This window comes from Enterobacter cloacae complex sp. 394F7 (assembly GCF_057320385.1).
Window position 1 is genome coordinate 36,681 of record NZ_JBXWCS010000001.1, and the last position, 25,193, is coordinate 61,873.

22 protein-coding genes and 3 tRNA genes are annotated in these 25,193 nt (G+C 55.9%); 15 read left to right on the top strand and 10 right to left on the bottom strand.

The genetic code is table 11. The features are described 5' to 3' along the window. Positions 1–205: 205 nt before the first annotated feature. Entirely contained in the window at positions 206–523 is a 318-nt protein-coding gene (sugE, locus tag AC2FAK_RS00210) for a quaternary ammonium compound efflux SMR transporter SugE (RefSeq protein ID WP_013095268.1), read from the top strand. Here the strand turns inward: sugE and AC2FAK_RS00215 are convergent. Both AC2FAK_RS00215 and blaCMH read right to left on the bottom strand, forming a co-directional pair. After that, positions 520–1,050: a lipocalin family protein gene (locus tag AC2FAK_RS00215; RefSeq protein WP_013095269.1), complete on the bottom strand. Its 531-nt coding sequence runs from the start codon at positions 1,048–1,050 to the stop codon at positions 520–522. The genes sugE and AC2FAK_RS00215 overlap by 4 nt on opposite strands. 107 nt (positions 1,051–1,157) lie before the next feature. Beyond that, complete coding sequence (gene blaCMH, locus AC2FAK_RS00220) at positions 1,158–2,303, bottom strand: CMH family class C beta-lactamase (RefSeq protein ID WP_095455155.1); 1,146 nt, start codon at positions 2,301–2,303, stop codon at positions 1,158–1,160. 132 nt (positions 2,304–2,435) lie between these two features. Between blaCMH and ampR the strand changes: the two genes are divergently transcribed. Beyond that, positions 2,436–3,311, top strand: coding sequence for a LysR family transcriptional regulator AmpR (gene ampR, locus AC2FAK_RS00225; RefSeq protein WP_038418514.1), 876 nt, complete (start codon positions 2,436–2,438; stop codon positions 3,309–3,311). A gap of 29 nt (positions 3,312–3,340) precedes the next feature. On the opposite strand, the gene frdD is transcribed toward ampR, so the two are convergent. From frdD to frdA, 4 genes are read right to left on the bottom strand one after another with little or no spacing between them, the layout of a single operon-like run. Continuing rightward, positions 3,341–3,700, bottom strand: coding sequence for a fumarate reductase subunit FrdD (gene frdD, locus AC2FAK_RS00230; RefSeq protein ID WP_013095272.1), 360 nt, complete (start codon positions 3,698–3,700; stop codon positions 3,341–3,343). Positions 3,701–3,710: 10 nt separating this feature from the next. Beyond that, a complete protein-coding gene (gene frdC / locus AC2FAK_RS00235; RefSeq protein ID WP_013095273.1) occupies positions 3,711–4,106 on the bottom strand; it encodes a fumarate reductase subunit FrdC in 396 nt (131 codons plus the stop codon). A 10-nt stretch (positions 4,107–4,116) separates the two neighbouring features. Then, positions 4,117–4,851 (bottom strand): fumarate reductase iron-sulfur protein, encoded by a 735-nt coding sequence (frdB, locus tag AC2FAK_RS00240; protein ID WP_013095274.1) that lies wholly within the window; start codon positions 4,849–4,851, stop codon positions 4,117–4,119. Further along, entirely contained in the window at positions 4,844–6,634 is a 1,791-nt protein-coding gene (gene frdA / locus AC2FAK_RS00245) for a fumarate reductase (quinol) flavoprotein subunit (RefSeq protein WP_013095275.1), read from the bottom strand. The genes frdB and frdA overlap by 8 nt, the downstream gene beginning before the upstream one ends. Before the next feature lie 309 nt (positions 6,635–6,943). Here frdA and epmA point away from each other — a divergent pair, with 309 nt between their 5' ends. After that, entirely contained in the window at positions 6,944–7,921 is a 978-nt protein-coding gene (gene epmA / locus AC2FAK_RS00250) for an elongation factor P--(R)-beta-lysine ligase (protein ID WP_014830371.1), read from the top strand. Between the two features lie 43 nt (positions 7,922–7,964). On the opposite strand, the gene mscM is transcribed toward epmA, so the two are convergent. The 3 genes from mscM to rsgA form a co-directional block, all read right to left on the bottom strand. Continuing rightward, positions 7,965–11,288, bottom strand: a complete 3,324-nt coding sequence (mscM, locus tag AC2FAK_RS00255) for a miniconductance mechanosensitive channel MscM (protein WP_095455154.1) — start codon at positions 11,286–11,288, stop codon at positions 7,965–7,967. 19 nt (positions 11,289–11,307) lie between these two features. Continuing rightward, a complete protein-coding gene (gene asd, locus AC2FAK_RS00260; RefSeq protein WP_013095278.1) occupies positions 11,308–12,276 on the bottom strand; it encodes an archaetidylserine decarboxylase in 969 nt (322 codons plus the stop codon). 96 nt (positions 12,277–12,372) lie between these two features. Beyond that, a complete protein-coding gene (rsgA, locus tag AC2FAK_RS00265; protein ID WP_013095279.1) occupies positions 12,373–13,425 on the bottom strand; it encodes a small ribosomal subunit biogenesis GTPase RsgA in 1,053 nt (350 codons plus the stop codon). Positions 13,426–13,532: 107 nt separating this feature from the next. On the opposite strand from rsgA, the gene orn reads away from it, so the two are divergent. From orn to AC2FAK_RS00285, 4 genes are all read left to right on the top strand, one after another. Beyond that, positions 13,533–14,078: an oligoribonuclease gene (orn, locus tag AC2FAK_RS00270; protein WP_047023507.1), complete on the top strand. Its 546-nt coding sequence runs from the start codon at positions 13,533–13,535 to the stop codon at positions 14,076–14,078. A gap of 196 nt (positions 14,079–14,274) precedes the next feature. Continuing rightward, positions 14,275–14,350, top strand: a tRNA-Gly gene (locus AC2FAK_RS00275). A gap of 45 nt (positions 14,351–14,395) precedes the next feature. Next, positions 14,396–14,471: transfer RNA gene (locus tag AC2FAK_RS00280), tRNA-Gly, on the top strand. Positions 14,472–14,516: 45 nt separating this feature from the next. Then, positions 14,517–14,592: transfer RNA gene (locus tag AC2FAK_RS00285), tRNA-Gly, on the top strand. 270 nt (positions 14,593–14,862) lie between these two features. Here AC2FAK_RS00285 and queG read toward each other — a convergent pair. Beyond that, positions 14,863–16,002: a tRNA epoxyqueuosine(34) reductase QueG gene (gene queG / locus AC2FAK_RS00290; protein ID WP_095455153.1), complete on the bottom strand. Its 1,140-nt coding sequence runs from the start codon at positions 16,000–16,002 to the stop codon at positions 14,863–14,865. Here queG and nnr point away from each other — a divergent pair. The 8 genes from nnr (at position 16,001) to hflK (ending at position 25,191) form a co-directional block, all read left to right on the top strand. Continuing rightward, on the top strand, positions 16,001–17,524 hold the full coding sequence (gene nnr / locus AC2FAK_RS00295; RefSeq protein ID WP_095455152.1) for a bifunctional ADP-dependent NAD(P)H-hydrate dehydratase/NAD(P)H-hydrate epimerase: 1,524 nt from the start codon (positions 16,001–16,003) through the stop codon (positions 17,522–17,524). The genes queG and nnr overlap by 2 nt on opposite strands. Next, complete coding sequence (tsaE, locus tag AC2FAK_RS00300; RefSeq protein WP_013095283.1) at positions 17,517–17,978, top strand: tRNA (adenosine(37)-N6)-threonylcarbamoyltransferase complex ATPase subunit type 1 TsaE; 462 nt, start codon at positions 17,517–17,519, stop codon at positions 17,976–17,978. Before nnr ends, tsaE begins: the two co-directional genes overlap by 8 nt. A 16-nt stretch (positions 17,979–17,994) precedes the next feature. Beyond that, positions 17,995–19,326 (top strand): N-acetylmuramoyl-L-alanine amidase AmiB, encoded by a 1,332-nt coding sequence (amiB, locus tag AC2FAK_RS00305; RefSeq protein WP_020688975.1) that lies wholly within the window; start codon positions 17,995–17,997, stop codon positions 19,324–19,326. Positions 19,327–19,335: 9 nt separating this feature from the next. Continuing rightward, positions 19,336–21,180: a DNA mismatch repair endonuclease MutL gene (gene mutL / locus AC2FAK_RS00310; RefSeq protein ID WP_061772495.1), complete on the top strand. Its 1,845-nt coding sequence runs from the start codon at positions 19,336–19,338 to the stop codon at positions 21,178–21,180. Further along, entirely contained in the window at positions 21,173–22,123 is a 951-nt protein-coding gene (gene miaA, locus AC2FAK_RS00315) for a tRNA (adenosine(37)-N6)-dimethylallyltransferase MiaA (protein WP_020688973.1), read from the top strand. Before mutL ends, miaA begins: the two co-directional genes overlap by 8 nt. A gap of 85 nt (positions 22,124–22,208) precedes the next feature. After that, positions 22,209–22,520, top strand: a complete 312-nt coding sequence (gene hfq / locus AC2FAK_RS00320; protein ID WP_013095287.1) for an RNA chaperone Hfq — start codon at positions 22,209–22,211, stop codon at positions 22,518–22,520. 74 nt (positions 22,521–22,594) lie between these two features. Beyond that, positions 22,595–23,875 carry a ribosome rescue GTPase HflX gene (gene hflX / locus AC2FAK_RS00325; RefSeq protein WP_013095288.1) on the top strand — a complete coding sequence of 427 codons (1,281 nt, stop codon included), beginning with the start codon at positions 22,595–22,597 and terminating at the stop codon, positions 23,873–23,875. Between the two features lie 56 nt (positions 23,876–23,931). Beyond that, positions 23,932–25,191 (top strand): FtsH protease activity modulator HflK, encoded by a 1,260-nt coding sequence (hflK, locus tag AC2FAK_RS00330; RefSeq protein WP_013095289.1) that lies wholly within the window; start codon positions 23,932–23,934, stop codon positions 25,189–25,191. Positions 25,192–25,193 lie beyond the last annotated feature (2 nt).

Sequence of the window (25,193 nt, forward strand, 5' to 3'; positions counted from 1 at the left end):
TAGAGAAGTCGGATGAGTGATAAATGCCTGAACTACGCGCCATACTGAGGCTATTTCTTGCCTTAACAGGTTCAGCACAAAGGGATTGAAAAAAAATCGTTCGTTAACCAAAATAAGTGACCTAATCTATGCCTTACGGGACGACCCGTAAGCGTTTCGTTCACCGGGGACGGCCCCAACTTGCAGTTAAGTTAAGGAGCCTGAAATGTCCTGGATTATTCTTGTTATCGCCGGTCTGCTCGAAGTGGTTTGGGCAATTGGTCTGAAGTACACCCACGGATTTACCCGCCTGACACCCAGCGTGATTACCGTTACCGCCATGATTGTGAGTATTGTGCTGCTCTCCTGGGCGATGCGCTCTTTGCCGGTGGGGACGGCCTATGCTGTCTGGACGGGCATTGGTGCAGTGGGCGCGGCGATTACCGGGATTTTGCTGCTGGGAGAGTCGGCGAGTCTGGCGCGTATCGCCAGCCTCGCGTTGATTGTGTGCGGTATCATTGGGCTGAAACTCAGCGCCCACTAATGCGGTTGTTCTACCCAGATGAGTTTTGACACATCAAACCCTTGCCGGGTCGCAACGTCCAGCATCTGCTGTTTCATCTCTGACGAAATGGTCGGCGTGCGGGAGAGTATCCATAAATAGTCGCGATCCGGCCCGCAGACCAGCGCATGGCGGTACTCTCTGTCGAGGGCGATGACATTGTACCCGCCATAGAACGGGCCAAAGAACGAGACTTTTAGCGCGGCCCGGCGCGGGTCGCCGGTAAAGTACGCTTTTCCCGTCGACTGTTGCCACATCTGCCGATCCGGATTGTATCCACGGTTGATCACCTGAATACCCCCGTCGTCCATCGAACTGTAATGTGCTGTGACTTTCTCTAACCCCCGCTCAAACCGATGATCGAGCCGGGCGATTTCATACCAGGTTCCGAGGAAACGTTGAGCGTCGAAATTACTTACAACAGTGACGCCGGAGGGAGGGGTAGGGGAACTGCAGGCAACCACTAAAAACGCGGCTGTCACCGCGGCGATAACAGGCAGAATGCGCATAGGAGTTTCCTTACTGTTTTTTGTTAAGTGTAGATGACAGCAGGGAAATTGCGGAAGATTGTGCGGCGTGTTTCGCCGGGTAAGCGAAGCCGCTACCCGGCAATGTTTTACTGCAGCGTGTCGAGGATACGGTAAGCCGTTTCCACCCGTAGCGGGTTCGGATAGCTTTTATTCGCGAGCATCACAATACCGATCTGCTTTTCAGGAATAAACGCCACGTAGCTGCCAAACCCCCCCGTAGAGCCCGTTTTATGCACCCATGAGGCTTTCACAGGCGGAGCCGGAGGATTCACTTCTGCTGCCGGTAACGGCGCCAGTGCAACCTTATTGTCGCTGCCATCCACCACGGTTTTGGCGTCGACCGGCCAGTTGAGCATCTCCCAGCCTAACCCTTGATACATGGCACCCACGCGCCAGTAGCGAGACTGCGCCAGCGCAATACCCTGCTTCAGAGAGGGCTGCTGGATTGTCTCCGGTGCCATATTGGCCATCACCCAGCTCGCCATATCTTTGACGTTAGATTTCACGCCATAGGCTTCTGCATCCAGCAGACCCGGCGAAACGTGGACCGCTTTACCCTCACGATAACCCCATGCGTAATGCGGCTCTTCAGCGTGTGGAATGTTTATCCACGTATGATTGAGTTTCAGGGGCTTAAAGACCCGCTCCGTCATGGCCTCCTCAAAGCGCATGCCGGAAGGTTTAACCGCCAGTGAGCCAAACAAACCGATGCTGGTGTTGGCGTACAGACGCGTAGTACCCGGGGCCCACTTTGGCTGCCAGGACTGGTAGAAACGCAGCAGAGAGGCGTTATCGGTGACAGCATCCGGTACCTGCAACGGCAATCCACCTGCGGTATAAGTTGCCAGATCGAGCAGGCGAATGCCCTGCCACTGCTTGCCCGTCAATTCAGGCCAATATTTCGTGACCGGGTCGGCCAGCGAGATCTCTTTGCGGGCAATGGCATCGCCACCTAGCACCCCGGTGAAAGTTTTGCTGACGGAGCCCAGCTCAAATAAGGTTTGCGGTGTGACAGGCTTATTCGCTGCGACGTCTGCTTGACCAAAAGTAAAATAGTGCGGCTGACCCTGATAAATGACAGCCACGGCCATACCGGGTATGGCCTGCGCTTTCATCAGGCGCGTAACGTTACGTTCCACGACGTTAGCCAGCTGTTTTTCTGACATTGGCGCGGCAAAGGCAGAGCAGGCAACGCTGAGCAGCAGGGCGCAGCTTAGGGATTTTTTCATCATCAGTTATCTTCCGTAATAGCGAGTCAAGGGGATGTCCGGGCCCGTCAGACGTTCGTAGTCTGGGTGATTTGACTGAGGCTGACAAACGGTTAAATTTAGCATTAGCTGTTAATTTTTCTAACGGAAGGAACCATGACACGCAGCTATCTCCCTCTTAATTCGCTTCGGGCGTTCGAAGCCGCCGCCAGGCACCTCAGTTTTACTCATGCCGCGATTGAGCTGAATGTGACCCATTCCGCGATTAGCCAGCACGTGAAGGCGCTGGAGCAACACCTTAACTGCCAGCTATTTGTCCGCGTTTCGCGCGGTTTAATGTTAACCACCGAAGGCGAGAATCTGCTGCCGGTGCTGAATGACTCCTTCGATCGTATCGCAGGCATGCTGGATCGCTTTGCTAACCATCGGGCGCAGGAGAAGCTGAAAATTGGCGTGGTGGGGACCTTTGCCACTGGGGTGTTATTCTCACAGCTGGATGATTTCCGTCGCAGTTATCCGCATATCGATCTTCAGCTTTCGACGCACAACAATCGCGTCGATCCGGCAGCGGAAGGGCTTGATTACACCATTCGCTACGGAGGGGGAGCGTGGCACGGCACGGAGGCGACGTTCCTCTGTTCAGCGCCGCTGGCACCACTTTGCACGCCGGACATTGCAGCCGCGCTGCACACCCCTGCCGATATCCTGAAGTTTACCCTGCTGCGCTCTTACCGGCGCGACGAGTGGACAGCCTGGATGCAGGCCGCCGGAGAAAACCCGCCTTCACCCACGCATCGGGTGATGGTGTTTGATTCGTCGGTCACTATGCTGGAGGCCGCACAGGCAGGCACAGGCATTGCTATCGCCCCTGTCGATATGTTTACCCATCTGCTGAACAGCGAGCGCATTGTGCAGCCGTTTACGACGCAGATTGATCTTGGCAGTTACTGGCTAACGCGGCTGCAGTCACGCGCCCAAACCCCGGCAATGCGTGAATTTGCTCAGTGGCTGGTGGGGAAGATGCAGAAATAACAGGCCCGCCGGAGGGCGGGCCTGGTGTGTCAGATAGTGACTACGGCAATCAGTGTTACCACGGTCAGGATGGTTGCCAGACCGTAGAACACCCATTTACCGCTCGGTACGTGGATCTTAAGATCATGCATCGCATGATGGATACGGTGCAGGCCGCACCACAGCGGCAGGACAATCATCAGGAAGATGAATACCCGACCAATAAAACTACCTGCAAATGCCAGGACGCGCTCATAGCTCAGCGCATCACCGGGGAACAGACCCAGCGGCAGCATAATGCCGACCAGCAGGATAATGACAGGCGCAATGATGGCACTCCACATGCCGCCTGCGCCAAAGAGGCCCCAGAAGACCGGCTCGTCTGAACGTTTTGGATTTGGATTGATCACAATAGTCTCCTTACCAGAACAGTGCGACAAACAGAATGACCACAGAGACCACTGCCGTCACTGCCCAAAGCCCTTTAATGACCGGCTCTGGCCCCATTTTCTCGCCTTTTACGATAATATTCGCCGCTTTTGGCGCCAGTTCAAACCAGGTTTTGGTATGAAGCAGGGCGGCTGCGAGCACGATCAGGTTCAGGATCACGATGATCGGGTTTTGCAGGAACCCGACAAAACTGGCCCAGGTTTCAGGACCATGTTTGAGGGCAAAAACGCCATACATCAGTTCAAGGCTGAACCAGACCGCAGGCACCGCAGTGCCTTCACGCAGCATATAGAAGCGATAAAACGGCAGTTTCTTCCACCAGGTGGACGGCATCGGCCGCACGTAGGCTTTGCGTTTAGTCGTCATCATGCACTCCTTAGCGTGGTTTCAGGGTGGCGATAAGAAAGTCTTTCGAGCTTTCCACTTTACCCTGCTGAATAGCGGCGGCCGGGTCGACGTGCTTCGGACAGACTTCGGAGCAGTAGCCCACAAAAGTACAGCTCCAGACGCCGTTCTGGCTGTTAAGCTGCGGCATACGTTCTTTTTTACCGTGGTCGCGGCTATCCTCGTTGTAGCGGTGCGCCAGCGTGATCGCCGCCGGGCCGATGAACTCAGGGTTCAGGCCAAACTGTGGACACGCGGCGTAGCAAAGACCGCAGTTGATGCACCCGGAGAACTGATGGTATTTCGCCATCTGGGCGGGTGTCTGGGTATTCGGTCCCTGATCCGGCGTGCGCGGGTTGCCAATGATGTACGGCTTAATGGCTTCCAGGCTTTCGATAAAGTGGGTCATATCGACCACCAGATCGCGCTCAATCGGGAAGTTGCCCAGCGCTTCAACCTTGATGCCTTTGGTGTAATCACGCAGGAAGGTTTTACAGGCCAGTTTCGGTACTTTGTTCACCATCATGCCGCAGGAGCCGCAGATGGCCATGCGGCAGGACCAGCGGTAGCTCAGGTCCGGTGCCAGGTTATCCTTGATATAGCCGAGCGCATCCAGCAGAGAGGTTTGCTCGTCATAAGGCACTTCATAGAAAGCGCTGTGTGGCGCGGTGTCCACTTCCGGGTTGTAGCGCACCACTTCAACTTTCAGTGTTTGCATCTCAGCCATTCGCCTTCTCCTTCTTCTCGGCGGCTTCTGCTTCTGCGCCGTAAACGCGTTTAGCCGGTGGCAGCGTTGTGATCTTCACGTCGCTGTAGTCCAGACGAGTGGTGCCATCCGCGTCGCGCCAGGCGAGGGTGTGTTTCAGGAAATTGACGTCGTCACGCTCGGTGCAGCCCTCATCAAGACGCTGATGCGCCCCGCGTGACTCTTTGCGCGCCAGCGCAGAGTGCGCCATACATTCCGCGACGTTCAGGCCGTGACCGAGCTCGATGGTATAAAGCAGGTCGGTGTTGAACACGCTGGAGGTGTCGGTGATGCGCACGCGTTTGAAACGCTCCTGCAGTTCCGCCAGCTTATCGACAGTTTTTTGCATCAGCTCTGGTGTACGGTAGATACCGCAGCCCTCTTCCATCGACATGCCCATTTCGTCGCGGATTTTCGACCAGTTTTCGTTGCCTTCCTGGTTGACCAGATCCTTCAGCCGTTTCTCGACATCAGCGACCTGCGCGTCCAGTGCTGCGCCGTTGGCTTCGCCCGCCGTTGCGGCACGCTCCATCGCGCGTTCGCCCGCCATGCGGCCAAAGACAACCAGCTCCGCCAGCGAGTTTGACCCGAGACGGTTGGCACCGTGCAGGCCGACAGAGGAGCATTCGCCGACGGCGAACAACCCTTTGATGCGCGTTTCACACTGCTGGTCGGTTTCGATCCCACCCATGGTGTAGTGCGCTGTTGGGCGTACCGGAATCGGCTCTTTCACCGGGTCGACACCCACGTAGGCTTTTGCCAGCTCACAGATAAACGGCAGACGTTCCAGCAGTTTCTTCTCGCCGAGGTGACGCAGATCGAGGTAGACCACATCGCCACGCGGCGTGGAGATCGTGTTGCCTTTGCGCCACTCATGCCAGAAGGCCTGAGACACTTTGTCGCGCGGGCCGAGCTCCATGTATTTGTTTTTCGGCTCACCGAGCGGCGTTTCCGGGCCCATGCCGTAATCCTGCAGATAACGGTAGCCATTCTTGTTGACCAGAATACCGCCTTCGCCGCGGCAGCCTTCCGTCATCAGAATGCCGGAACCCGGCAGGCCGGTAGGGTGATACTGGACAAATTCCATATCGCGCAGCGGTACGCCGTGGCTGAGCGCCATGCCCATACCGTCACCGGTGACGATGCCGCCGTTGGTGTTGTAGCGGTAAACCCGGCCCGCGCCGCCCGTTGCCATCACCACCGCGTTAGCGCGGATCTGCACGAGCGTGCCTTCCATCATGTTCATCGCCACCAGACCACGCGCGTGACCGTCATCGACCAGAATATCGAGGACAAAATGTTCGTCAAAACGCTGGATTTGTGGGAACTGAAGGGAGGTCTGGAACAGGGTGTGCAGCATGTGGAAGCCGGTCTTATCGGCGGCAAACCAGGTGCGTTCAATTTTCATTCCGCCGAAGCGACGAACGTTGACGCTGCCGTCCGGACGGCGGCTCCATGGGCAGCCCCACTGTTCAAGCTGGGTCATTTCCGTTGGACAGTGATGTACAAAGTAGTCAACGACATCCTGTTCGCAAAGCCAGTCGCCCCCTGCAACCGTGTCGTGGAAATGGTATTCGAAGCTGTCATGATCCTGCGCAACGGCGGCGGATCCTCCTTCTGCGGCAACCGTGTGGCTGCGCATCGGATAGACTTTTGAAATCAGTGCGATTTTAGCGTTGGGATTAGCCTGTGCTGCAGCAATCGCAGCACGTAATCCCGCTCCGCCAGCGCCTATTACGGCAAGATCGGCTTGAAAAGTTTGCACGACATTCCTCCAGATTTTTGTTATTTCGCAACGCGATAAACTAAAGGTAGCCCACCTGTCCGCAAGGACGATTGCGAAAGCGTTTCCACTGCTCCTTTATGGGTAAAGAAGTATAACCGTGCGAACGGCAGGGAAATTTGACGTGTTCGATTTTTTTGCTGTTCTGTGCGGTGATTTATCATCGTGAATGATGAATTCCGTCACGTGATAGTTGCCCTAAATGAAATGCGATTTTTATTGCACAAAATTTGTCTCTGTCCGTGCTAACGAGTAGACTTCGTGCCCTTGTCTGAAATCGGAGAATTACCCATGAGCGAAACGGCCACCTGGCAGCCGAGCGCATCCATCCCCAATCTGCTGAAACGCGCTGCAATTATGGCGGAGATCCGCCGCTTCTTTGCCGACCGCGGAGTCCTTGAGGTGGAAACGCCGTGCATGAGTCAGGCTACGGTAACGGATATTCATCTGGTGCCGTTTGAAACCCGTTTTGTTGGCCCCGGCCATTCACAGGGCATGAACCTCTGGCTGATGACCAGCCCGGAATACCATATGAAACGCCTGCTGGCGGCAGGGTGTGGCCCGGTGTATCAGCTGTGCCGCAGCTTCCGTAATGAAGAGATGGGGCGTCACCATAATCCGGAATTCACCATGCTGGAGTGGTATCGTCCGCATTACGATATGTACCGCCTGATGAACGAGGTGGACGATCTGCTGCAGCAGGTTCTCGACTGCTCAGAAGCGGAAACGCTCTCTTATCAGCAGGCTTTCCAGCGTTATCTGGAAATTGATCCACTGTCAGCGGATAAAACCCAGCTGCGCGAAGTCGCGGCAAAACTGGATCTGAGCAACGTGGCGGATACTGAAGAAGATCGCGACACGCTGCTGCAACTGCTCTTCACCTTTGGGGTTGAACCGCAGATTGGCAAAGATCGTCCGACTTTCGTCTACCACTTCCCGGCAAGCCAGGCTTCTCTGGCGCAGATCAGCACTGAAGATCACCGCGTGGCGGAGCGTTTTGAGGTCTATTACAAGGGCATTGAGCTGGCGAATGGCTTCCATGAACTGACCGACGCCCGCGAACAGCAGCAGCGTTTTGAGCAGGATAACCGCAAGCGCGCCGCACGCGGTCTGCCGCAGCAGCCTATTGATACTAACCTGCTGGAGGCCCTGAAAGCGGGTCTGCCGGATTGTTCTGGCGTGGCGTTGGGTGTGGATCGTCTGGTGATGCTGGCGCTGGGCGCGGAACAGCTGGGCGATGTGATTGCTTTTACCGTCGATCGAGCCTGACGGCAGTACCCCCTCTCCCATGGGAGAGGGGGTACTGGCTGGCTTACAAACTCCCCGCCGGGCGTTTACGCGCCGCAGAGGTTAATGTTTTTCCTGTCTTAAGTCCGTCCAGGCTTTCCAGACGCATCTGGAACGGTGGGAACGGCATATCAATACCGTGCTCACGGAAGCCAGCCAGAATCAGCTGGTGGATCTCATGGCGCAGCGGCATACGGTGCCCCATTTCGGCGGCGTAAATACGCAATTCGAAAATCTGGATACCCTGCTGGAGATCGACCAGGAACACTTCCGGCGCCGGGTTATCAAGGACCAGCGTGCAGCGTTCGGCGGCGGTGTAGAGGATCTGTGTGACCTCTTCACTGTTGGCATCCGAGGGCGCCGGTACCGTCAGCACCACACGCGTGACGGAGTCTGACAGCGACCAGTTGATAAACTGCTCGGTGATAAACGCCTTGTTGGGCACGATGATCTCTTTGCGATCCCAGTCGCTGATCGTAGTGGCGCGGGTGTTGATTTTGGTGATGCTGCCTGTCAGATCGCGGATAGTCACCGTATCGCCAATACGAATCGGTTTTTCAAACAGGATAATCAGGCCGGACACAAAGTTAGCGAAAATCTCCTGCATGCCAAAGCCCAGACCAAACGTCAGCGCGGCAACCAGCCACTGCAATTTAGACCACTCAATACCAATCATGGAGAATCCAACCATCCCGCCAAAGAGCAGAATCAGGTATTTGGTGATGGTGGTAATGGCATAGCCCGTACCGGGGGTTAAATCCAGGTGCTGCAACAGCGCCAGCTCCAGCAGTGCCGGGAAATTACGCACCAGCTGCGTGGTGATGATCAACACCAGAATGGCAATCAGCACCGCACCTAAGGTTATGGGCTCCAGGCTCTCCACACCCTGCACCGTGGACGTCACATCCCACAGCGAGATGTTCTCCAGGAAACCAAACGCGGAGTGGATTTCTGACCACAGGAAGATCACCGACAGCAGCGCAATCAGCATCAGGATGGAGCGTACCAGACGCAGAGACTGGGTGCTGATAGCGTCGAGATCCAGCTCAACCTCGTCCGCATCTATCGTGCCTTCGGTGCTGTTGACGTGGTTTGGCTCATCCTCGCCCCGCGCACGCTGGGCGAGGATCTCTGCCCGACGGTGCTTGGCGCGGTCAAACGCCAGACGGCGTCGCTGGATCAACATCCCCCGGCGGATGACGTGATAGATCACCAGCAGCAGGAACCAGATGGCAACGGAGGTTTCCAGTCGCGCCAGCAGTGCCTGCGAGGTCGCCAGGTAACCCACCGCCGCTGCCAGCATGGCAACCAGGGGGGCGCACAGCAGCAGGTTCCAGAGCATGCGGTTGAACATGTTGTCGCCGCTGCCGGTTTTATCCAGATAGAGCGGTATACCAGCCCGTTTCAGGCTGAGCGTGACGATGGCCAGCGCACCGCATATCAACATAAAGCAGAGACGGCCCAGCGAGCCCGAAAACTCCCGGTCATTGAGATTATCAAACATGATCAGCGCCATAATCAGCGGCACAATCAGCCCGATGCTCATCAGGTAGTAACGCATGGCGCGCGCCACGCGGTTACGCGGCCAGCCAAAGTGAGCAATGAACAGACCATTCGGTCGCGCAAACGTGGCGCAAATCATCACTACCCACAGCAGGGGGACAGTAGCGGTCACGCCATCGCCAATGGCGACCGCGAGCGGGTAGGGCCAGGCCTCCCGCAGGCCATAACCGAGCGTCATCCACAGAACCGGCAGCGGCGAGGCGACAAGTATTGACCAGAACACGGTACGCAGCGTCAGCCAGAAGTGATCCTGCGTAACCTTACCCACCCGGGCGCTGGAGCGTTCCAGGAAGCGGGTGAAGTGTCTGCGTGAGTAAATGCTAAAGCCCACCAGAATCAACGCGCCCAGAAGAGGGAAAATGGTCTCTTTGCTGGTGAGCATCATCACGCTGGCTTTTCCAAGCTGGCTAAAGGTATCCAGCGAGATCAAACGGCGCAGATCCTGAACGATCTCGATTGGCCATGAGAAGGTCATTGGGCGCACGTCAGAGGTCCAGAAGAGATAACGGTGCGTTGCCTCGTTCACCTCTTTCAGCGCATCTTCCAGCTGACTGTTGGAGACCTTCAGCTTGGTCAGCTCCAGAATCAGCGTATCCCCGCCCTGTAACAGGGAGTTCAGCAGCTCGCGCTGGGTCCGCAACTGGGCTTCCAGAATACGGTTTTGCTCGCTGGTGAGAGGCTGCCCTTCGGCCTGACGGATCTGGCGGATTTGCGGCTGTTTATTGAGTAGGTCTTCATAGTGCAGGCGTTGAACACGCAGCTGCGCCATCTCGGTATCCAGCTGCTGCGGTTTTGGCATCTCCGGCAGGCGTGAAACCTGGGCGCGTAATGCCTCTCCCAGCAGGTTGGACGAGCCCAGCCACTGAGACTGCTCGCGCAGGGTGTTGAGCGCCTGGCGAACCTGAAGGGTTTGATTGGTGGCCTGACGTTGCTGGGACGCCACCAGATCCATACGCTGCGCCTGCTGATTCAGTGCAGCAGAGAGCTCACGGTTAACCTTAAACTGGTCAACGATGCCCGCTGGCAGGTTATCGCTGTTTTCTGCCAGCAGCTCGGTGCTTTCCAGCGCGCGCTCAGCTTCACGCTGGCGCTGGCTGTTAAGTTGATTACGTAAAGCCTGCAGGTAAGCATCGAGCTGTTCGCTCTGCTTTTGCGCCAGTTCGGAGCGCATCCGCGACAGCTCCTGGCGGTTGTTTGCCGAGAGCTGCGCCAGCTCCAGTTCATCGACCAGTGCTTTAAGTCTGGCTGATTCAGCCTGAAGCGACAGATTTTGCGCCTGGTTCTGCGGCGTGTTACCCGTTTGGGTACCGATACGGCGCTCAACCTCGTTGAGCTGACGGCGGGCATCGGTTTGCTGTTGCGGAAGCTGGCTCAGCGAGTCGGCGATTTCACGTGCGCGTTCCTGCTCCTGCTGTGCCAGACGACTCTTTTCCAGAAGCTGACTGCTAACCTGCAGGATCTCCTGATTCAACGCGTCAGAGGTCATGCCAGCAGGCACATCGCGCGGTTCATCGCGCAGATTGCTCAACTGATTGCGTAGCGTTTGCGAGAGTTTGGGGAAGTTGTCGATAACCTGCTGATATTGCTGAGCGCGCTCAAGGGAGCCTTTCCGCTCCTCAAGCGCATTCAGTGCAGACTGGAGCGACTCCACGGTCTCTGGCTGAGCGGGTTTTGCCGCTTTCGCCTGCTCCAGTTCCTGGGTTATCTGTTTTGCGTCGGGGGCTGTCGCTGCGTACGCCCCCATGCTGAGGCACCAGGCCATCAGTAGTACGATAATCGGGCGCACGTCAGCGTTCCTTCTGTTGTTAGCCTTCGTCTTTTTTGTCGTCAACCAGCGGGCTGGCGTCAAGTTCGGCCTTGATCTCTTCTTCCGGGAGCGGTGCAGGCTCTGCGTCCGGCGTCACGAAAGGTTCAGTCGAGACCGCCAGCGGCTGGCCGAGTTTGGTGACTGACAGGCTCTGGAGCTGTTCAGCCAGCTTCACTTTGCCAGGGGCAAAGAGGTTGATAACCGTGGAACCCAGCTTGAAGCGACCCATCTCCTGGCCTTTCAGCAGAGCGACTGCGCCTTCTTCTTCACCAGCAGGCCAGGTCCAGCGTTTGATCACGCCTTCACGTGGTGGGGTGATGGTTCCAGCCCAGACCGTTTCGATGCTGCCGACAATCGTTGCACCCACCAGAATCTGCGCCATTGGGCCAAACTCAGTATCAAACAGGCAGATGACGCGTTCGTTACGCGCGAACAGGTTGGGAACGTTTTGCGCGGTCAGGTGGTTCACGGAGAACAGATCGCCCGGCACGTAGATCATTTCACGCAGGATCCCGTTGCACGGCATGTGCACGCGGTGATAGTCACGCGGAGAGAGATAGGTGGTGGCGAAGGTACCGTTGCGGAACAGATCCGCCATCAGATAGTTACCCGCCAGCAGCGCTTCCAGGCTGTAGTTGTGGCCTTTTGCCTGCAGGATTTTATCGTCTTCGATGTTACCCAGCTGGCTAATCACGCCATCCGCAGGCATGACCAGCACGTTAGGATCGGTATCAACCGGGCGGACTTCGTCGCGCAGTGGGCGCACGAAGAATTCGTTGAAGGTGCGATAGCTGGCGGTATCTGGCTTCTGCGCCTCTTTCATGTCGACCTTGTAATATTTTACGAAAAGGTCGATGACCAGTTTGGTCAGCCAGCCCGCTCGTTTGCTCGCGCCCCAGCCCGCCAGGCGAGTGAGCCACAGTTTTGGCAGAATGTATTGAAGCGAAAGTTTAAATGCGTTTAACAAGGTAGCCTCCAGGCCATTTTTTGTCGTTCCTGATCCGGCTGTAATCAGCCGGAACCTGAAAAAAGGGGACGATTTTAGCGATGCTTAGCTTAGTTGTCAGTTATCAGAATCAGAAAAGTTTTTACGCGTTTTTACCTGATCCATGCTCTCAAGAATGCGGTGGTAGTTATCAAAGCGGGTCTCCGCAATCTCACCTTTCTCGACCGCTTCGCGGATGGCACAGCCCGGGTCGTTATCGTGTTTACAGTCCCGGTATTTGCAAGCCCCTAAATAATCATGGAATTCGACAAATCCGTTGAAGATTTGTTCCGGCTCAAGGTGCCACAAACCGAATTCGCGCACGCCCGGAGAGTCAATCACATCGCCGCCATGCGGGAAGTGGTAGAGACGAGAAGCGGTAGTGGTGTGCTGGCCCAGACCCGAGACATCAGAGACATCGTTAGTCAGAATTTCTTGCTGGAGACCGAGAAGATTATTCAGCAGGCTGGATTTCCCCACGCCGGACTGACCCGCAAAGATACTGATGCGCCCGGTCAGCGCTTCTTCTAAGGGTTTCAGGCCATCTTTGGTGTAGCTGGAGACCATCAGCACGCGATAACCGATCTTGCGGTAGATATCCATCTGCTCATTCACGAAGTCCATACCTTCATCATCCAGCAGATCGATCTTGTTCAGAACAATGATTGGCTCAACCTGTAACGTTTCGCAGGCAACAAGGTAGCGGTCGATAATATTGAGCGACAGCTCGGGCAAAATCGCCGAGACGATGACGATCTGGTTGATATTGGCGGCAATGGGTTTTACCCCGTCGTAGAAATCGGGACGGGTAAGTACCGACGTGCGCTCGTGAACCGCTTCAACGATACCTTTGACCGTTACGCCTTCCGCCGCCTCTTTACCTGGACGCCAGACAACGCGATCGCCGGTGACCAGCGAACGGATTGTCCGTCGAATGTTGCAACGGTGGATCTCACCGTCGGCGGATTCCACGTCGGCATGCATACCGAAACGGCTGATGACGACGCCTTCCGTCGGTTCACCAAACAGGTTGTCGTCGTAATCGACCTTCTCCGAAGTGGTTTTAAGGCGGCGCTGGTGATTGGCATTCACGCGGCGCTGCTGCCCTTTGGAGAGTTTATTTTTACTCAATCGCGCTGGCTCCTGGTCGCCCGTAAGGGGCAAAACCTCTATGATACACTCTAATTAATACTAGTTAACCTGCTACAGCCGGTTATGCGAGAAGGGTGGAAAATAACATGAGCGCGGATGAAAACAACCTGATTTGGATCGATCTTGAAATGACCGGGCTGGATCCCGAGCGCGATCGCATTATTGAGATTGCCACGCTGGTTACCGATGCAAACCTGAATATTCTGGCGGAAGGGCCAACCATTGCGGTGCACCAGTCCGACGATCAGCTGGCGTTGATGGATGAGTGGAACGTGCGTACCCACACCGGCAGTGGGCTGGTTGAACGAGTGAAGGCGAGCAAGATGGGCGACCGCGAGGCGGAGCTGGCGACGCTTGAGTTTCTGAAACAGTGGGTCCCGGCGGGCAAATCCCCTATCTGTGGTAATAGCATTGGCCAGGATCGTCGTTTCCTGTTTAAGTACATGCCGGAGCTGGAATCTTACTTCCACTACCGTTATCTGGACGTGAGCACCCTTAAAGAGCTGGCGCGCCGCTGGAAACCCGAAATCCTCGATGGCTTTAAAAAGCAGGGTACGCATCAGGCGATGGACGATATCCGTGAGTCCGTCGCGGAGCTGGCGTACTATCGCGAAAACTTTATTAAGCTGTGATTTTGAGACCTGGCGCCTTGCGTGGCCGGGTTTTTGTCGTTAAATTGTTCAGCTTGCCGATTAAATAAGCACTTGAACTGATTTTCGAAAAAATCGCGTTGAGGGGGGTTGCAGCTAAAAGGATTTCTCGTATAATGCGCCTCCCGTAACGACAGAGAAATACGCGTTACGACAGCAACAAAAGCAGTACAAATTTGCGGGAATAGCTCAGTTGGTAGAGCACGACCTTGCCAAGGTCGGGGTCGCGAGTTCGAGTCTCGTTTCCCGCTCCAAAATTTGAAAAGTATCGCAAGATACGCCAGCACCAGAACACCCAAGCGGGAATAGCTCAGTTGGTAGAGCACGACCTTGCCAAGGTCGGGGTCGCGAGTTCGAGTCTCGTTTCCCGCTCCAAAATTTGAAAGTATCGCAAGATACGCACAGCTTCAGAACACCCAAGCGGGAATAGCTCAGTTGGTAGAGCACGACCTTGCCAAGGTCGGGGTCGCGAGTTCGAGTCTCGTTTCCCGCTCCAAATTCTTCTTGATATCAAAAATATCCACAGCGGTAAGATTCGTTGGGGACGTTTTCTATTACTTCCGAAATACTCTTGTAAACAGAGTTATCCACAGATTTTGGGTATGACCGAAACCGTGTGAAAAGTTAGCAGGGTGAATAGTATCTCTGTAACTTGCTGTATATGCTTGAGAAAATTTGATTTCAAAATGTTATTGAGATCACTTGACCTCATCTCCAGCCCTGATGCTGCTTGAGTTTGTAATTTTATTCACAGGCTGTGAATAGTTCACGCATCCCGCGGAAGCCCTTTTTCTATCACCCTCACCAGGCGTTGTTTTTGCGGTGGTTGCACCTCAACCACGCAGGCATTTCGCTTCTCGATTTGCTGCGCAATCGCCCACTCTATGTGTTCATCGAGAAGTGGGTGCTCACCTCTACGGCTCTCAAGCGCCCGGATATTCGCTTCATCCCACGGGGCATTCCCCAGCGCAACGGCGACATTACGCAGCCAGCGCAGATGGCCAATACGGCGAATGGCCGAACCTTCCGTCACTTTCAGGAACCAGGCTTCACTCCAGGCGAACAGTTCAATGAGCTGTGGCGCATGCAGCGCCTTACGCGGGCTAAAATCCTCTTCGTCCGCGAGCTGCGAATAGCGGTTCCACGGGCAAATTAACTGGCAGTCGTCGCAGCCGTAGATGCGATTGCCGATAAGCGGCCGGAATTCTTCAGGGATCGCCCCTTCCAGTTCGATGGTGAGGTAAGAGATGCAGCGTCGGGCATCCACCGTATAGGGCTCAACGATAGCGCCCGTCGGGCAGATAGTCATACAGGCTACGCAGCGCCCACAGCCTTCTTCTACCGGGCCGTCTACCGGCAGCGGTAAATCAATCAGCAGTTCACCAAGGAAAAAGAACGATCCTGCGTCGCGGCTCAGAATAAGTGAGTGCTTACCAGTCCAGCCAAGCCCGGCTTTTTCAGCGATAGGGCGCTCAAGAACAGGCGCGGAGTCGACAAACGGTCTAAAATTCAGCGAAACACAGTGCTGCTGAATAGTTTCGCCGAGTTTTTTTAGTCGGTTACGCAGAAGCTTATGGTAATCACGCCCCAGGGCATACCGGCTAACGTAACCGAGAGAGGGATTTTTTAACGTACGCGCAAAAGCCGCGTTGGCGGGCAGGTAGTTCATGCGTACGCTGATAACGCGTAACGTACCCGGCAACAGCTCGTGTGGACGGGCCCGCATCATGCCATGACGCGCCATCCACTCCATTTCGCCGTGGTATTGTTTATCCAGCCAGGCCTGCAGTTTTGGCTCGCTGGCGGAGAGATCGGTGTCGGTGATCCCCACCTTCTGGAAGCCCAGTTCAGCACCCCACTGTTTTATTTTTTGCGCTAACTGATTGAGATCGAGGGGCTGTGACATGACGGACCATACTGTGAAGAAAAACCCCGCAAGTATACCACATTCCATCTGGCATGCGGATGACCTCAGACGCGCCGAAAAAGAGGCCGCGGACAGTCTTGGCATTACCCTTTATGAGCTCATGCAACGGGCGGGCGAGGCGGCATTCAACATTGCTCGTAGTGCGTATCCGCAATCCGGCCACTGGCTCATTTTATGCGGACACGGCAATAACGGCGGCGATGGTTACGTTGTCGCCCGGCTGGCGGTCGCGGCAGGTCTCCGCGTTACGTTACTGGCGCTGGAGAGCGATAAGCCGCTGCCGGAAGAAGCCAGCGCCGCGCGGGAAGCCTGGCTGAATGCAGGCGGAGTGATTCATGCATCCGATATCGTCTGGCCAGAGGATGTTGATCTCATTATTGATGGTCTGCTGGGCACCGGGTTACGTAGTGCGCCCCGTGATAACGTAGCAGCTCTGATTGCGCGCGCCAATGCCCATACCGCGCCGGTGGTGGCACTGGATATTCCCTCTGGTCTGATGGCGGAAACCGGTGCGACACCGGGAGCGGTGATCCAGGCCGCGCATACCGTCACGTTTATTGCCCTGAAGCCCGGGTTACTCACCGGGAAAGCGAGGGATGTGGTGGGCTCGTTGCACCATAACGCCCTGGGGCTGGAGAGCTGGCTTGCCGGGCAGGAGACACACCTTTCCCGCTTTGATGCTACTCAACTTAGCCACTGGCTGCCGCCGCGTCGGCCAACGTCGCACAAGGGCGACCACGGCAGGCTGGTCATCATTGGCGGCGATCACGGCACGGCCGGCGCTATCCGGATGACGGGGGAAGCTGCGTTGCGCAGCGGCGCGGGGCTGGTCCGGGTGCTGACGCGCAGTGAAAATATCCCGCCCATTATTACGGCCCGACCAGAGCTGATGGTGCATGAGCTTAGGCCGCAGACCCTTGAAGAGAGTCTTGAGTGGGCGGATGTGGTGGTGATTGGCCCGGGACTCGGGCAACAGGCCTGGGGTAAGCAGGCTCTGCAAAAGGTCGAGAATTTTCGTAAACCGATGCTCTGGGATGCCGATGCGCTGAACCTTCTGGCAATCAACCCGGATAAGCGTCACAATCGCATCCTGACGCCACACCCCGGCGAAGCCGCGCGGCTGCTTAACTGCAGCGTGGCAGAAATTGAAAGCGATCGCTTACTTTCTGCCCGCCGTCTGGTAAAACGTTACGGAGGTGTTGCCGTTCTCAAAGGGGCGGGAACCGTCATCGCAAGCGATGAGGCACTGGGCATTATTGATGCCGGAAATGCGGGCATGGCGAGTGGCGGAATGGGCGATGTGCTTTCAGGTATCATCGGCGCATTGCTCGGGCAGAAACTTCCCCTTTATGATGCAGCCTGTGCCGGCTGCGTGGCTCACGGTGCGGCGGCTGACAGCCTGGCTGCACGATATGGCACACGCGGTATGCTGGCCACCGATCTTTTTTGCACGCTGCGGCGTGTTGTTAACCCGGATGTGATTGACGTAGAAAATGACTAATCGAGCGATTCCTTTACCTGATGAACAAGCCACTTTAGAACTCGGCAAGCGCGTGGCGCAGGCCTGTCAGGGGGCGACTGTCATTTATCTTTATGGTGATTTAGGTGCGGGTAAAACCACCTTCAGCCGGGGTTTTTTGCAGGCGTTAGGCCATAACGGGAATGTGAAAAGCCCAACCTACACGCTGGTAGAGCCGTACACTCTTGAAAATCTCATGGTGTATCACTTCGATTTATACCGACTTGCGGATCCTGAGGAGCTGGAATTTATGGGGATCCGTGATTATTTTGCCAATGATGCCATCTGCCTGGTGGAGTGGCCGCAACAAGGTGCGGGTGTGTTGCCTGACCCGGATGTCGAAATTCACTTAGATTACCAGGCACAAGGGCGTGAGGCGCGCATCAGTGCTGTTTCCTCATCAGGCAGTTCCTTACTGGCGCGTTTAGCCGGTTGAGCGTAGGGATGACGGGATGATAAATCGCGTTAAAGGTTGGTTATTGGCTGCCACAGTGCTGCTGTGCGCGCAGGCTGGTGCGGCAAGCCTCTCGGATATTCAGGTGTCGAACGGGGAGAGTCAGGCCCGGATCACGTTCAGTTTTATGGGCGACCCTGAATATGCTTTTTCTCAACCAGACAGCCGCAGCGTGGCGCTGGATATCAAACAGACGGGTGTGATCCAGGGGTTGCCCTTGCAGTTCAGCGGTAACAACCTGGTCAAAAGTATTCGTTCCGGCACGCCAAAAGACAGTCAGTCATTGCGCCTGGTGGTCGATCTGACCGAAAAGGGTAAAACGCGGGCGGTGAAGCAGCAAAACGGCGCGAATTATACGGTGGTCTTTACCATCAATGCCGATGCGCCACCGCCACCGCCACCGGTTGTGGCGAAACGGGTGGAAGAGCCGGTTTATACCCCGCGCCCGTCTGAACCTGCGCGTAATCCGTTTAAAACCGACAACGATCGCATCACCGGCGTCACCAGCAGTAATACCGTGACGCGCCCGGCGGCCAGCGCGCGTCGGGTGGTCAGCGGTGATAAAGTGATTATCGCCATTGATGCCGGTCATGGCGGGCAGGATCCGGGTGCAATTGGTCCAGGTGGTACGCGCGAGAAAAACGTGACCATCGCCATTGCCCGTAAGCTACGGACGCTGTTGAACGATGACCCGATGTTTAAAGGCGTATTGACCCGTGACGGCGATTACTTTATCTCCGTGATGGGACGCTCAGACGTGGCGCGTAAACAAAATGCTAATTTCCTGGTCTCCATTCATGCGGATGCCGCACCAAACCGTAACGCCACGGGGGCATCGGTGTGGGTGCTGTCAAACCGTCGGGCGAACAGTGAAATGGCTAACTGGCTTGAAGAGCATGAGAAGCAGTCCGAACTGTTGGGTGGTGCGGGCGATGTGCTGGCCAACAGCCAGTCTGACCCGTATCTCAGCCAGGCGGTGCTCGATTTACAGTTCGGTCATTCTCAGCGCGTCGGGTATGATGTCGCCACCAACGTACTGAATCAGCTGCAAGGCATCGGGGCATTGCATAAACGCCGTCCGGAGCATGCGAGTCTTGGGGTTCTGCGTTCGCCGGACATTCCATCGATCCTCGTGGAAACGGGCTTTATCAGTAATAACAGCGAAGAGCGTTTGCTGGGCAGCGACAGCTATCAGCAGCAAATTGCCGAAGCGATTTATAACGGTCTGCGTAAATATTTTGAGGCTCATCCGCTGCAGTCTGCGCCGCAGGGCGGTGCAGCCCAGACGGCCAGCGCCGTGCTGCCGGGTGAGATGACCGCGACCAACTAAGGAGAATTCATGCCGATTCAGGTTCTACCGCCGCAGCTTGCGAACCAAATCGCCGCCGGTGAGGTGGTGGAGCGCCCTGCGTCGGTGGTGAAGGAGCTGGTCGAAAACAGTCTTGATGCGGGAGCTACCCGCATCGATATTGATATCGAACGTGGTGGCGCAAAGCTGATTCGCATTCGGGACAACGGGTGCGGTATCAAAAAAGAGGAGCTGGCGCTGGCGCTGGCGCGTCACGCGACCAGTAAAATCGCCTCTCTGGACGACCTGGAAGCGATCATCAGCCTCGGGTTTCGCGGCGAGGCGCTGGCCAGTATCAGCTCGGTTTCCCGTTTAACGCTAACCTCCCGAACGGCCGAACAGCAGGAAGCCTGGCAGGCCTACGCCGAAGGGCGTGATATGGACGTCACGATTAAGCCTGCGGCGCATCCTGTTGGCACGACGCTCGAAGTATTAGACCTTTTCTACAACACTCCCGCCCGCCGTAAGTTTATGCGCACCGAGAAGACCGAATTCGGTCATATCGATGAGATTATCCGCCGTATCGCGCTGGCGCGTTTCGATGTCACCATCAACCTCAGCCACAACGGCAAGGTGATGCGCCAGTACCGCGCAGTAGCGGAGGGCGGGCAGAAAGAGCGTCGTCTGGGGGCAATCTGCGGTACGCCGTTTCTGGAACAGGCGCTGGCCATTGAATGGCAGCACGGTGATTTGGCCTTACGCGGTTGGGTTGCCGACCCGAACGCCAGCAGCGCCGCCTTCGCGGAGATCCAGTATTGCTACGTAAACGGCCGCATGATGCGCGACCGTCTGATCAACCACGCCATTCGTCAGGCCTGTGAAGATAAGCTCGGCGCGGATCAGCAGCCTGCGTTTGTGCTTTATCTGGAAATCGACCCGCATCAGGTTGATGTTAACGTCCATCCTGCCAAGCATGAAGTTCGGTTCCATCAGTCGCGGCTGGTGCACGATTTCATCTATCAGGGCGTGCTGAGCGTTTTGCAGCAGCAGGTTGAACCCACGCTGCCGCTGGAAAAAGAAGAGCCCGCTCCGCGTCCAATACCGGAAAACCGTGTTGCGGCGGGGCGTAACCATTTTGCCGAGCCAGCTGTCGCGCGTGAACCGGAAGCGCCACGTTTCTCGTCGGCAGGAAGCGCGCCGCGACCCACCGGTGCGAACTATCCCAACGCTCAGCCCGGCTATCAAAAGCAGCAGGGGGCGTTGTACCGTAAACTGCTCGAAACCCCCGCAGTCACGCGTAAAGAGCACAGTGAGGTACAAGCGCCTTCGCTGGAAGGGCATAGTCAGAGCTTTGGCCGGGTGCTGACGATTATTGCGCCGGATATGGCGTTACTCGAACGCGAGGGCAAGCTCATGCTCCTGGCCCTGCCGGTTGCTGAACGCTGGCTAAAACAGGTGCAACTGACCCCAGGAGAAAACGCGGCTTGTGCGCAACCGCTTTTGATCCCGGTTCGACTAAAAATATCCACTGAAGAAACAAGGGTACTGCAGCGCGCAGAGGCCCAACTGGCGCAGATGGGGATTGAAATGGTACTGGAATCACAGCATGTGACAATTCGCGCAGTGCCTTTACCCTTACGCCAACAAAATTTACAAAACTTGATTCCTGAACTGATAGGCTACCTGGCGCAACAAACAACGTTTGATGCCGCCAACACCGCGCAGTGGATCGCCCGCCATTTGGCCAGCGAACATACGCCGTGGAGTATGGCACAGGCGATTAGCGTGCTGGCAGAGGTGGAACGCCTTTGCCCGCATCTGGTGAAAGCACCGCCGGGTGGATTATTACAACCTGTTGATTTACAAACGGCGATGACTGCCCTTAAAGATGATTGATGTCAGTAAGGCGAGCCTGCCTAAGGCGATTTTTTTGATGGGCCCTACGGCCTCCGGTAAAACGGCGTTAGCCATTGAGCTACGTAAAGTTTTGCCCGTAGAGTTGATTAGTGTCGATTCTGCCCTCATCTACCGAGGAATGGACATTGGCACGGCGAAGCCCGACGCAGCCGAACTGCGCGCGGCTCCGCATCGTTTGCTGGACATTCTCGACCCGGCGCAGGCCTACTCCGCAGCGGATTTTCGCCGCGATGCCTTAGCCGAGATGGCCGAGATAACGGCGGCGGGACGTATACCGCTGTTGGTTGGCGGCACCATGCTCTATTTCAAGGCGTTGCTGGAGGGGCTCTCTCCTCTGCCATCGGCGGACCCTGAAATAAGAGCAAAAATTGAACAGCAGGCGGCAGAGCAGGGATGGGACGTTTTGCATCAGCAACTGGCAGAGATTGACCCGGTTGCCGCAGCACGGATCCATCCAAATGATCCGCAAAGGCTTTCCCGGGCACTGGAAGTTTTTTTCATTTCGGGTAAAACTTTAACGGAACTGACGCAAACGTCAGGAGACGCTCTGCCGTATCAGGTGCATCAGTTCGCTATCGCCCCGGCGAGCCGTGAACTGCTCCATCAACGAATTGAGCAGCGTTTTCATCAGATGTTGGCTTCAGATTTTGAAGCAGAAGTGCGGGCGTTATTTGCCCGTGGAGATTTGCATACGGACATGCCTTCCGTTCGTTGTGTGGGATACCGCCAGATGTGGTCATATCTTGAAGGCGAGATTTCATATGATGAAATGGTTTATAGAGGTGTTTGCGCCACGAGACAGTTAGCGAAGCGCCAGATCACCTGGTTGCGCGGTTGGGAAGGGGTTCACTGGTTAGACAGCGAAAAACCGCAACAGGCGCTAAACGAAGTGATTGAGGTTATTGGTGATATCGCTCACTGAATGTGTACAATTGAGACGTATCGTGCGCAATTTTTCAGAATCGCAAGGTTCTAAGTACAAAACAAGCATATAAGGAAAAGATAGAATGGCTAAGGGGCAATCTTTACAAGATCCGTTCCTGAACGCATTGCGTCGGGAACGTGTTCCAGTTTCTATTTATTTGGTGAATGGTATTAAGCTGCAAGGTCAGATTGAGTCTTTCGATCAGTTCGTGATCCTGTTGAAAAACACGGTCAGCCAGATGGTCTACAAGCACGCTATTTCTACTGTTGTTCCGTCCCGTCCGGTATCTCATCACAGCAATAACGCTGGCGGCGGCACTGGTAGTAACTACCATCATGGCAGCAACGCGCAGGGTTCTTCTGCTCCTGCGCAGGACAGCGACGAGACCGAATAAGGTTTCGCACTGTTATCCACACGGGGAGCCAGGGATCCTGCGTTCCCCGCTGATATTTTTAGAGGGTTTTACGCTTGTTTGACCGTTATGATGCCGGTGAGCAGGCGGTGCTGGTACACATCTATTTTTCGCAAGACAAAGATATGGAAGACCTCCAGGAGTTTGAATCTCTGGTCTCTTCCGCCGGTGTCGAAGCAATGCAGGTGATTACCGGTAGCCGTAAAGCGCCGCACCCAAAGTATTTTGTTGGTGAAGGTAAAGCAGTAGAAATTGCGGATGCCGTAAAAGCAACCGGTGCGTCAGTCGTGTTGTTTGATCATGCGCTGTCTCCGGCTCAGGAGCGTAACCTGGAAGCGCTTTGCGAATGCCGTGTTATTGATCGCACGGGGTTGATTTTAGATATTTTTGCTCAGCGTGCACGTACCCACGAGGGTAAGCTGCAGGTTGAGCTGGCGCAGCTGCGCCATCTGGCCACGCGTCTTGTACGTGGCTGGACCCACCTTGAACGACAAAAAGGCGGGATTGGTTTGCGCGGTCCGGGTGAAACCCAGCTCGAAACCGACCGCCGTTTGCTGCGCGGCCGTATTACTCAGATCCTCTCTCGTCTGGAAAGAGTCGAGAAACAGCGTGAGCAGGGACGTCGGGCGCGTACGAAAGCCGACATCCCGACGGTGTCGCTGGTGGGGTATACCAACGCCGGTAAATCCACCCTGTTTAACCAGATTACCGAGGCCCAGGTCTATGCCGCAGACCAGCTGTTTGCGACCCTGGACCCAACGTTGCGTCGTATCGATGTGGCGGATGTGGGTGAAACCGTGCTGGCGGATACCGTAGGGTTTATCCGCCACCTGCCGCATGATCTGGTGGCCGCGTTTAAAGCCACCCTGCAGGAGACGCGTCAGGCGACCCTGCTGCTGCACGTGATTGATGCTGCAGATGTCCGCGTGCAGGAAAACATCGACGCGGTGAATGTGGTGCTCGAAGAGATCGAGGCCCACGAGATCCCAACGCTGTTGGTGATGAACAAGATCGACATGCTGGATGATTTTGAGCCGCGTATCGATCGTGATGAAGAGAACAAACCAATTCGGGTCTGGCTTTCCGCCCAGACCGGTATTGGCGTGCCACTGCTTTTCCAGGCTTTGACAGAACGTCTTTCCGGTGAGGTAGCCCAGCACACGCTGCGACTGCCACCACAGGAAGGCAGGCTGCGCAGCCGGTTTTATCAGCTTCAGGCGATAGAAAAAGAGTGGATGGAGGATGACGGCAGCGTGGGGATGCAGGTGCGTATGCCGATCGTTGACTGGCGTCGCCTCTGTAAACAAGAACCTGCGCTGGTCGACTATATCGTCTGATCGGAAAGGGGATGCCTGAATAATTCGCCCTTGCATAACAAATATGGAGCATATACATGGCGTGGAATCAGCCCGGTAATAACGGACAGGACCGCGACCCGTGGGGAAGCAGCAATAATCAAGGCGGCAACTCTGGGGGAAATGGCAATAAAGGTGGTCGCGATCAGGGGCCGCCGGATCTGGATGATATCTTCCGCAAGCTAAGCAAGAAGCTTGGTGGGCTTGGTGGAGGAAAAGGGTCTGGCTCGGGTGGCAATTCTACCCAGGGCCCGCGCCCGCAAATGGGTGGTCGCATCGTGGGCATTGTGGCCGCTGCCGTGGTCATCATCTGGGCTGCCAGCGGGTTCTACACCATTAAAGAAGCCGAGCGCGGCGTGGTTACCCGTTTTGGTAAGTTCAGCCATCTGGTTGAGCCGGGCCTGAACTGGAAACCGACCTTCATTGACGACGTCACTGCAGTGAACGTGGAGTCGGTGCGTGAGCTGGCCGCTTCCGGCGTGATGCTGACCTCTGATGAGAACGTAGTGCGCGTTGAGATGAACGTGCAATATCGTGTTACGGACCCAGAACGTTATCTGTTTAGCGTGACCAGTGCCGATGACAGCCTGCGTCAGGCGACCGACAGCGCCCTGCGTGGCGTGATCGGTAAATACACCATGGACCGCATTCTGACTGAAGGTCGTACCGTTATTCGTAGCGATACCCAGCGTGAGCTGGAAGAGACCATTCGTCCGTACAACATGGGTATCACCCTGCTGGACGTCAACTTCCAGGCTGCTCGTCCGCCGGAAGAGGTGAAAGCCGCGTTTGATGACGCGATTGCCGCGCGTGAGAACGAACAGCAGTACATCCGTGAAGCGGAAGCGTACGCCAACGAAGTTCAGCCACGTGCTAACGGTCAGGCGCAGCGTATTCTTGAAGAAGCACGCGCGTATAAGACCCAGACCATCCTGGAAGCGCAGGGTGAAGTGGCACGTTTCGCGAAAATCCTGCCGGAATATAAAGCGGCTCCGGAAATTACCCGCGAGCGTCTTTATATCGAAACCATGGAAAAAGTGCTGAGCCATACACGTAAAGTGCTGGTTAACGACAGCAAAGGTGGAAACCTGATGGTACTGCCGCTGGATCAGATGCTGAAAGGCGGTTCTGCACCGGCAGCAAAAGATAACAGCGGTGCGAATAACCTGCTGCGTCTGCCACCTGCATCGTCCGGTAGCTCCAGCGCAACAACCACGCCTTCTTCGAACGATGGTGACATTATGGACCAACGCCGTGCTAACGCGCAGCGTAACGACTACCAGCGTCAGGGGGAATAAGG

Coding starts and splice junctions, on each gene's coding strand:
- sugE (WP_013095268.1), top strand. CDS start 206: ATGTCCTGGATTATTCTTGTTATCGCCGGTCTGCTCGAAGTGGTTTGG.
- AC2FAK_RS00215 (WP_013095269.1), bottom strand. CDS start 1,050: ATGCGCATTCTGCCTGTTATCGCCGCGGTGACAGCCGCGTTTTTAGTG.
- blaCMH (WP_095455155.1), bottom strand. CDS start 2,303: ATGATGAAAAAATCCCTAAGCTGCGCCCTGCTGCTCAGCGTTGCCTGC.
- ampR (WP_038418514.1), top strand. CDS start 2,436: ATGACACGCAGCTATCTCCCTCTTAATTCGCTTCGGGCGTTCGAAGCC.
- frdC (WP_013095273.1), bottom strand. CDS start 4,106: ATGACGACTAAACGCAAAGCCTACGTGCGGCCGATGCCGTCCACCTGG.
- frdB (WP_013095274.1), bottom strand. CDS start 4,851: ATGGCTGAGATGCAAACACTGAAAGTTGAAGTGGTGCGCTACAACCCG.
- epmA (WP_014830371.1), top strand. CDS start 6,944: ATGAGCGAAACGGCCACCTGGCAGCCGAGCGCATCCATCCCCAATCTG.
- orn (WP_047023507.1), top strand. CDS start 13,533: ATGAGCGCGGATGAAAACAACCTGATTTGGATCGATCTTGAAATGACC.
- nnr (WP_095455152.1), top strand. CDS start 16,001: ATGACGGACCATACTGTGAAGAAAAACCCCGCAAGTATACCACATTCC.
- queG (WP_095455153.1), bottom strand. CDS start 16,002: ATGTCACAGCCCCTCGATCTCAATCAGTTAGCGCAAAAAATAAAACAG.
- tsaE (WP_013095283.1), top strand. CDS start 17,517: ATGACTAATCGAGCGATTCCTTTACCTGATGAACAAGCCACTTTAGAA.
- amiB (WP_020688975.1), top strand. CDS start 17,995: ATGATAAATCGCGTTAAAGGTTGGTTATTGGCTGCCACAGTGCTGCTG.
- mutL (WP_061772495.1), top strand. CDS start 19,336: ATGCCGATTCAGGTTCTACCGCCGCAGCTTGCGAACCAAATCGCCGCC.
- miaA (WP_020688973.1), top strand. CDS start 21,173: ATGATTGATGTCAGTAAGGCGAGCCTGCCTAAGGCGATTTTTTTGATG.
- hfq (WP_013095287.1), top strand. CDS start 22,209: ATGGCTAAGGGGCAATCTTTACAAGATCCGTTCCTGAACGCATTGCGT.
- hflK (WP_013095289.1), top strand. CDS start 23,932: ATGGCGTGGAATCAGCCCGGTAATAACGGACAGGACCGCGACCCGTGG.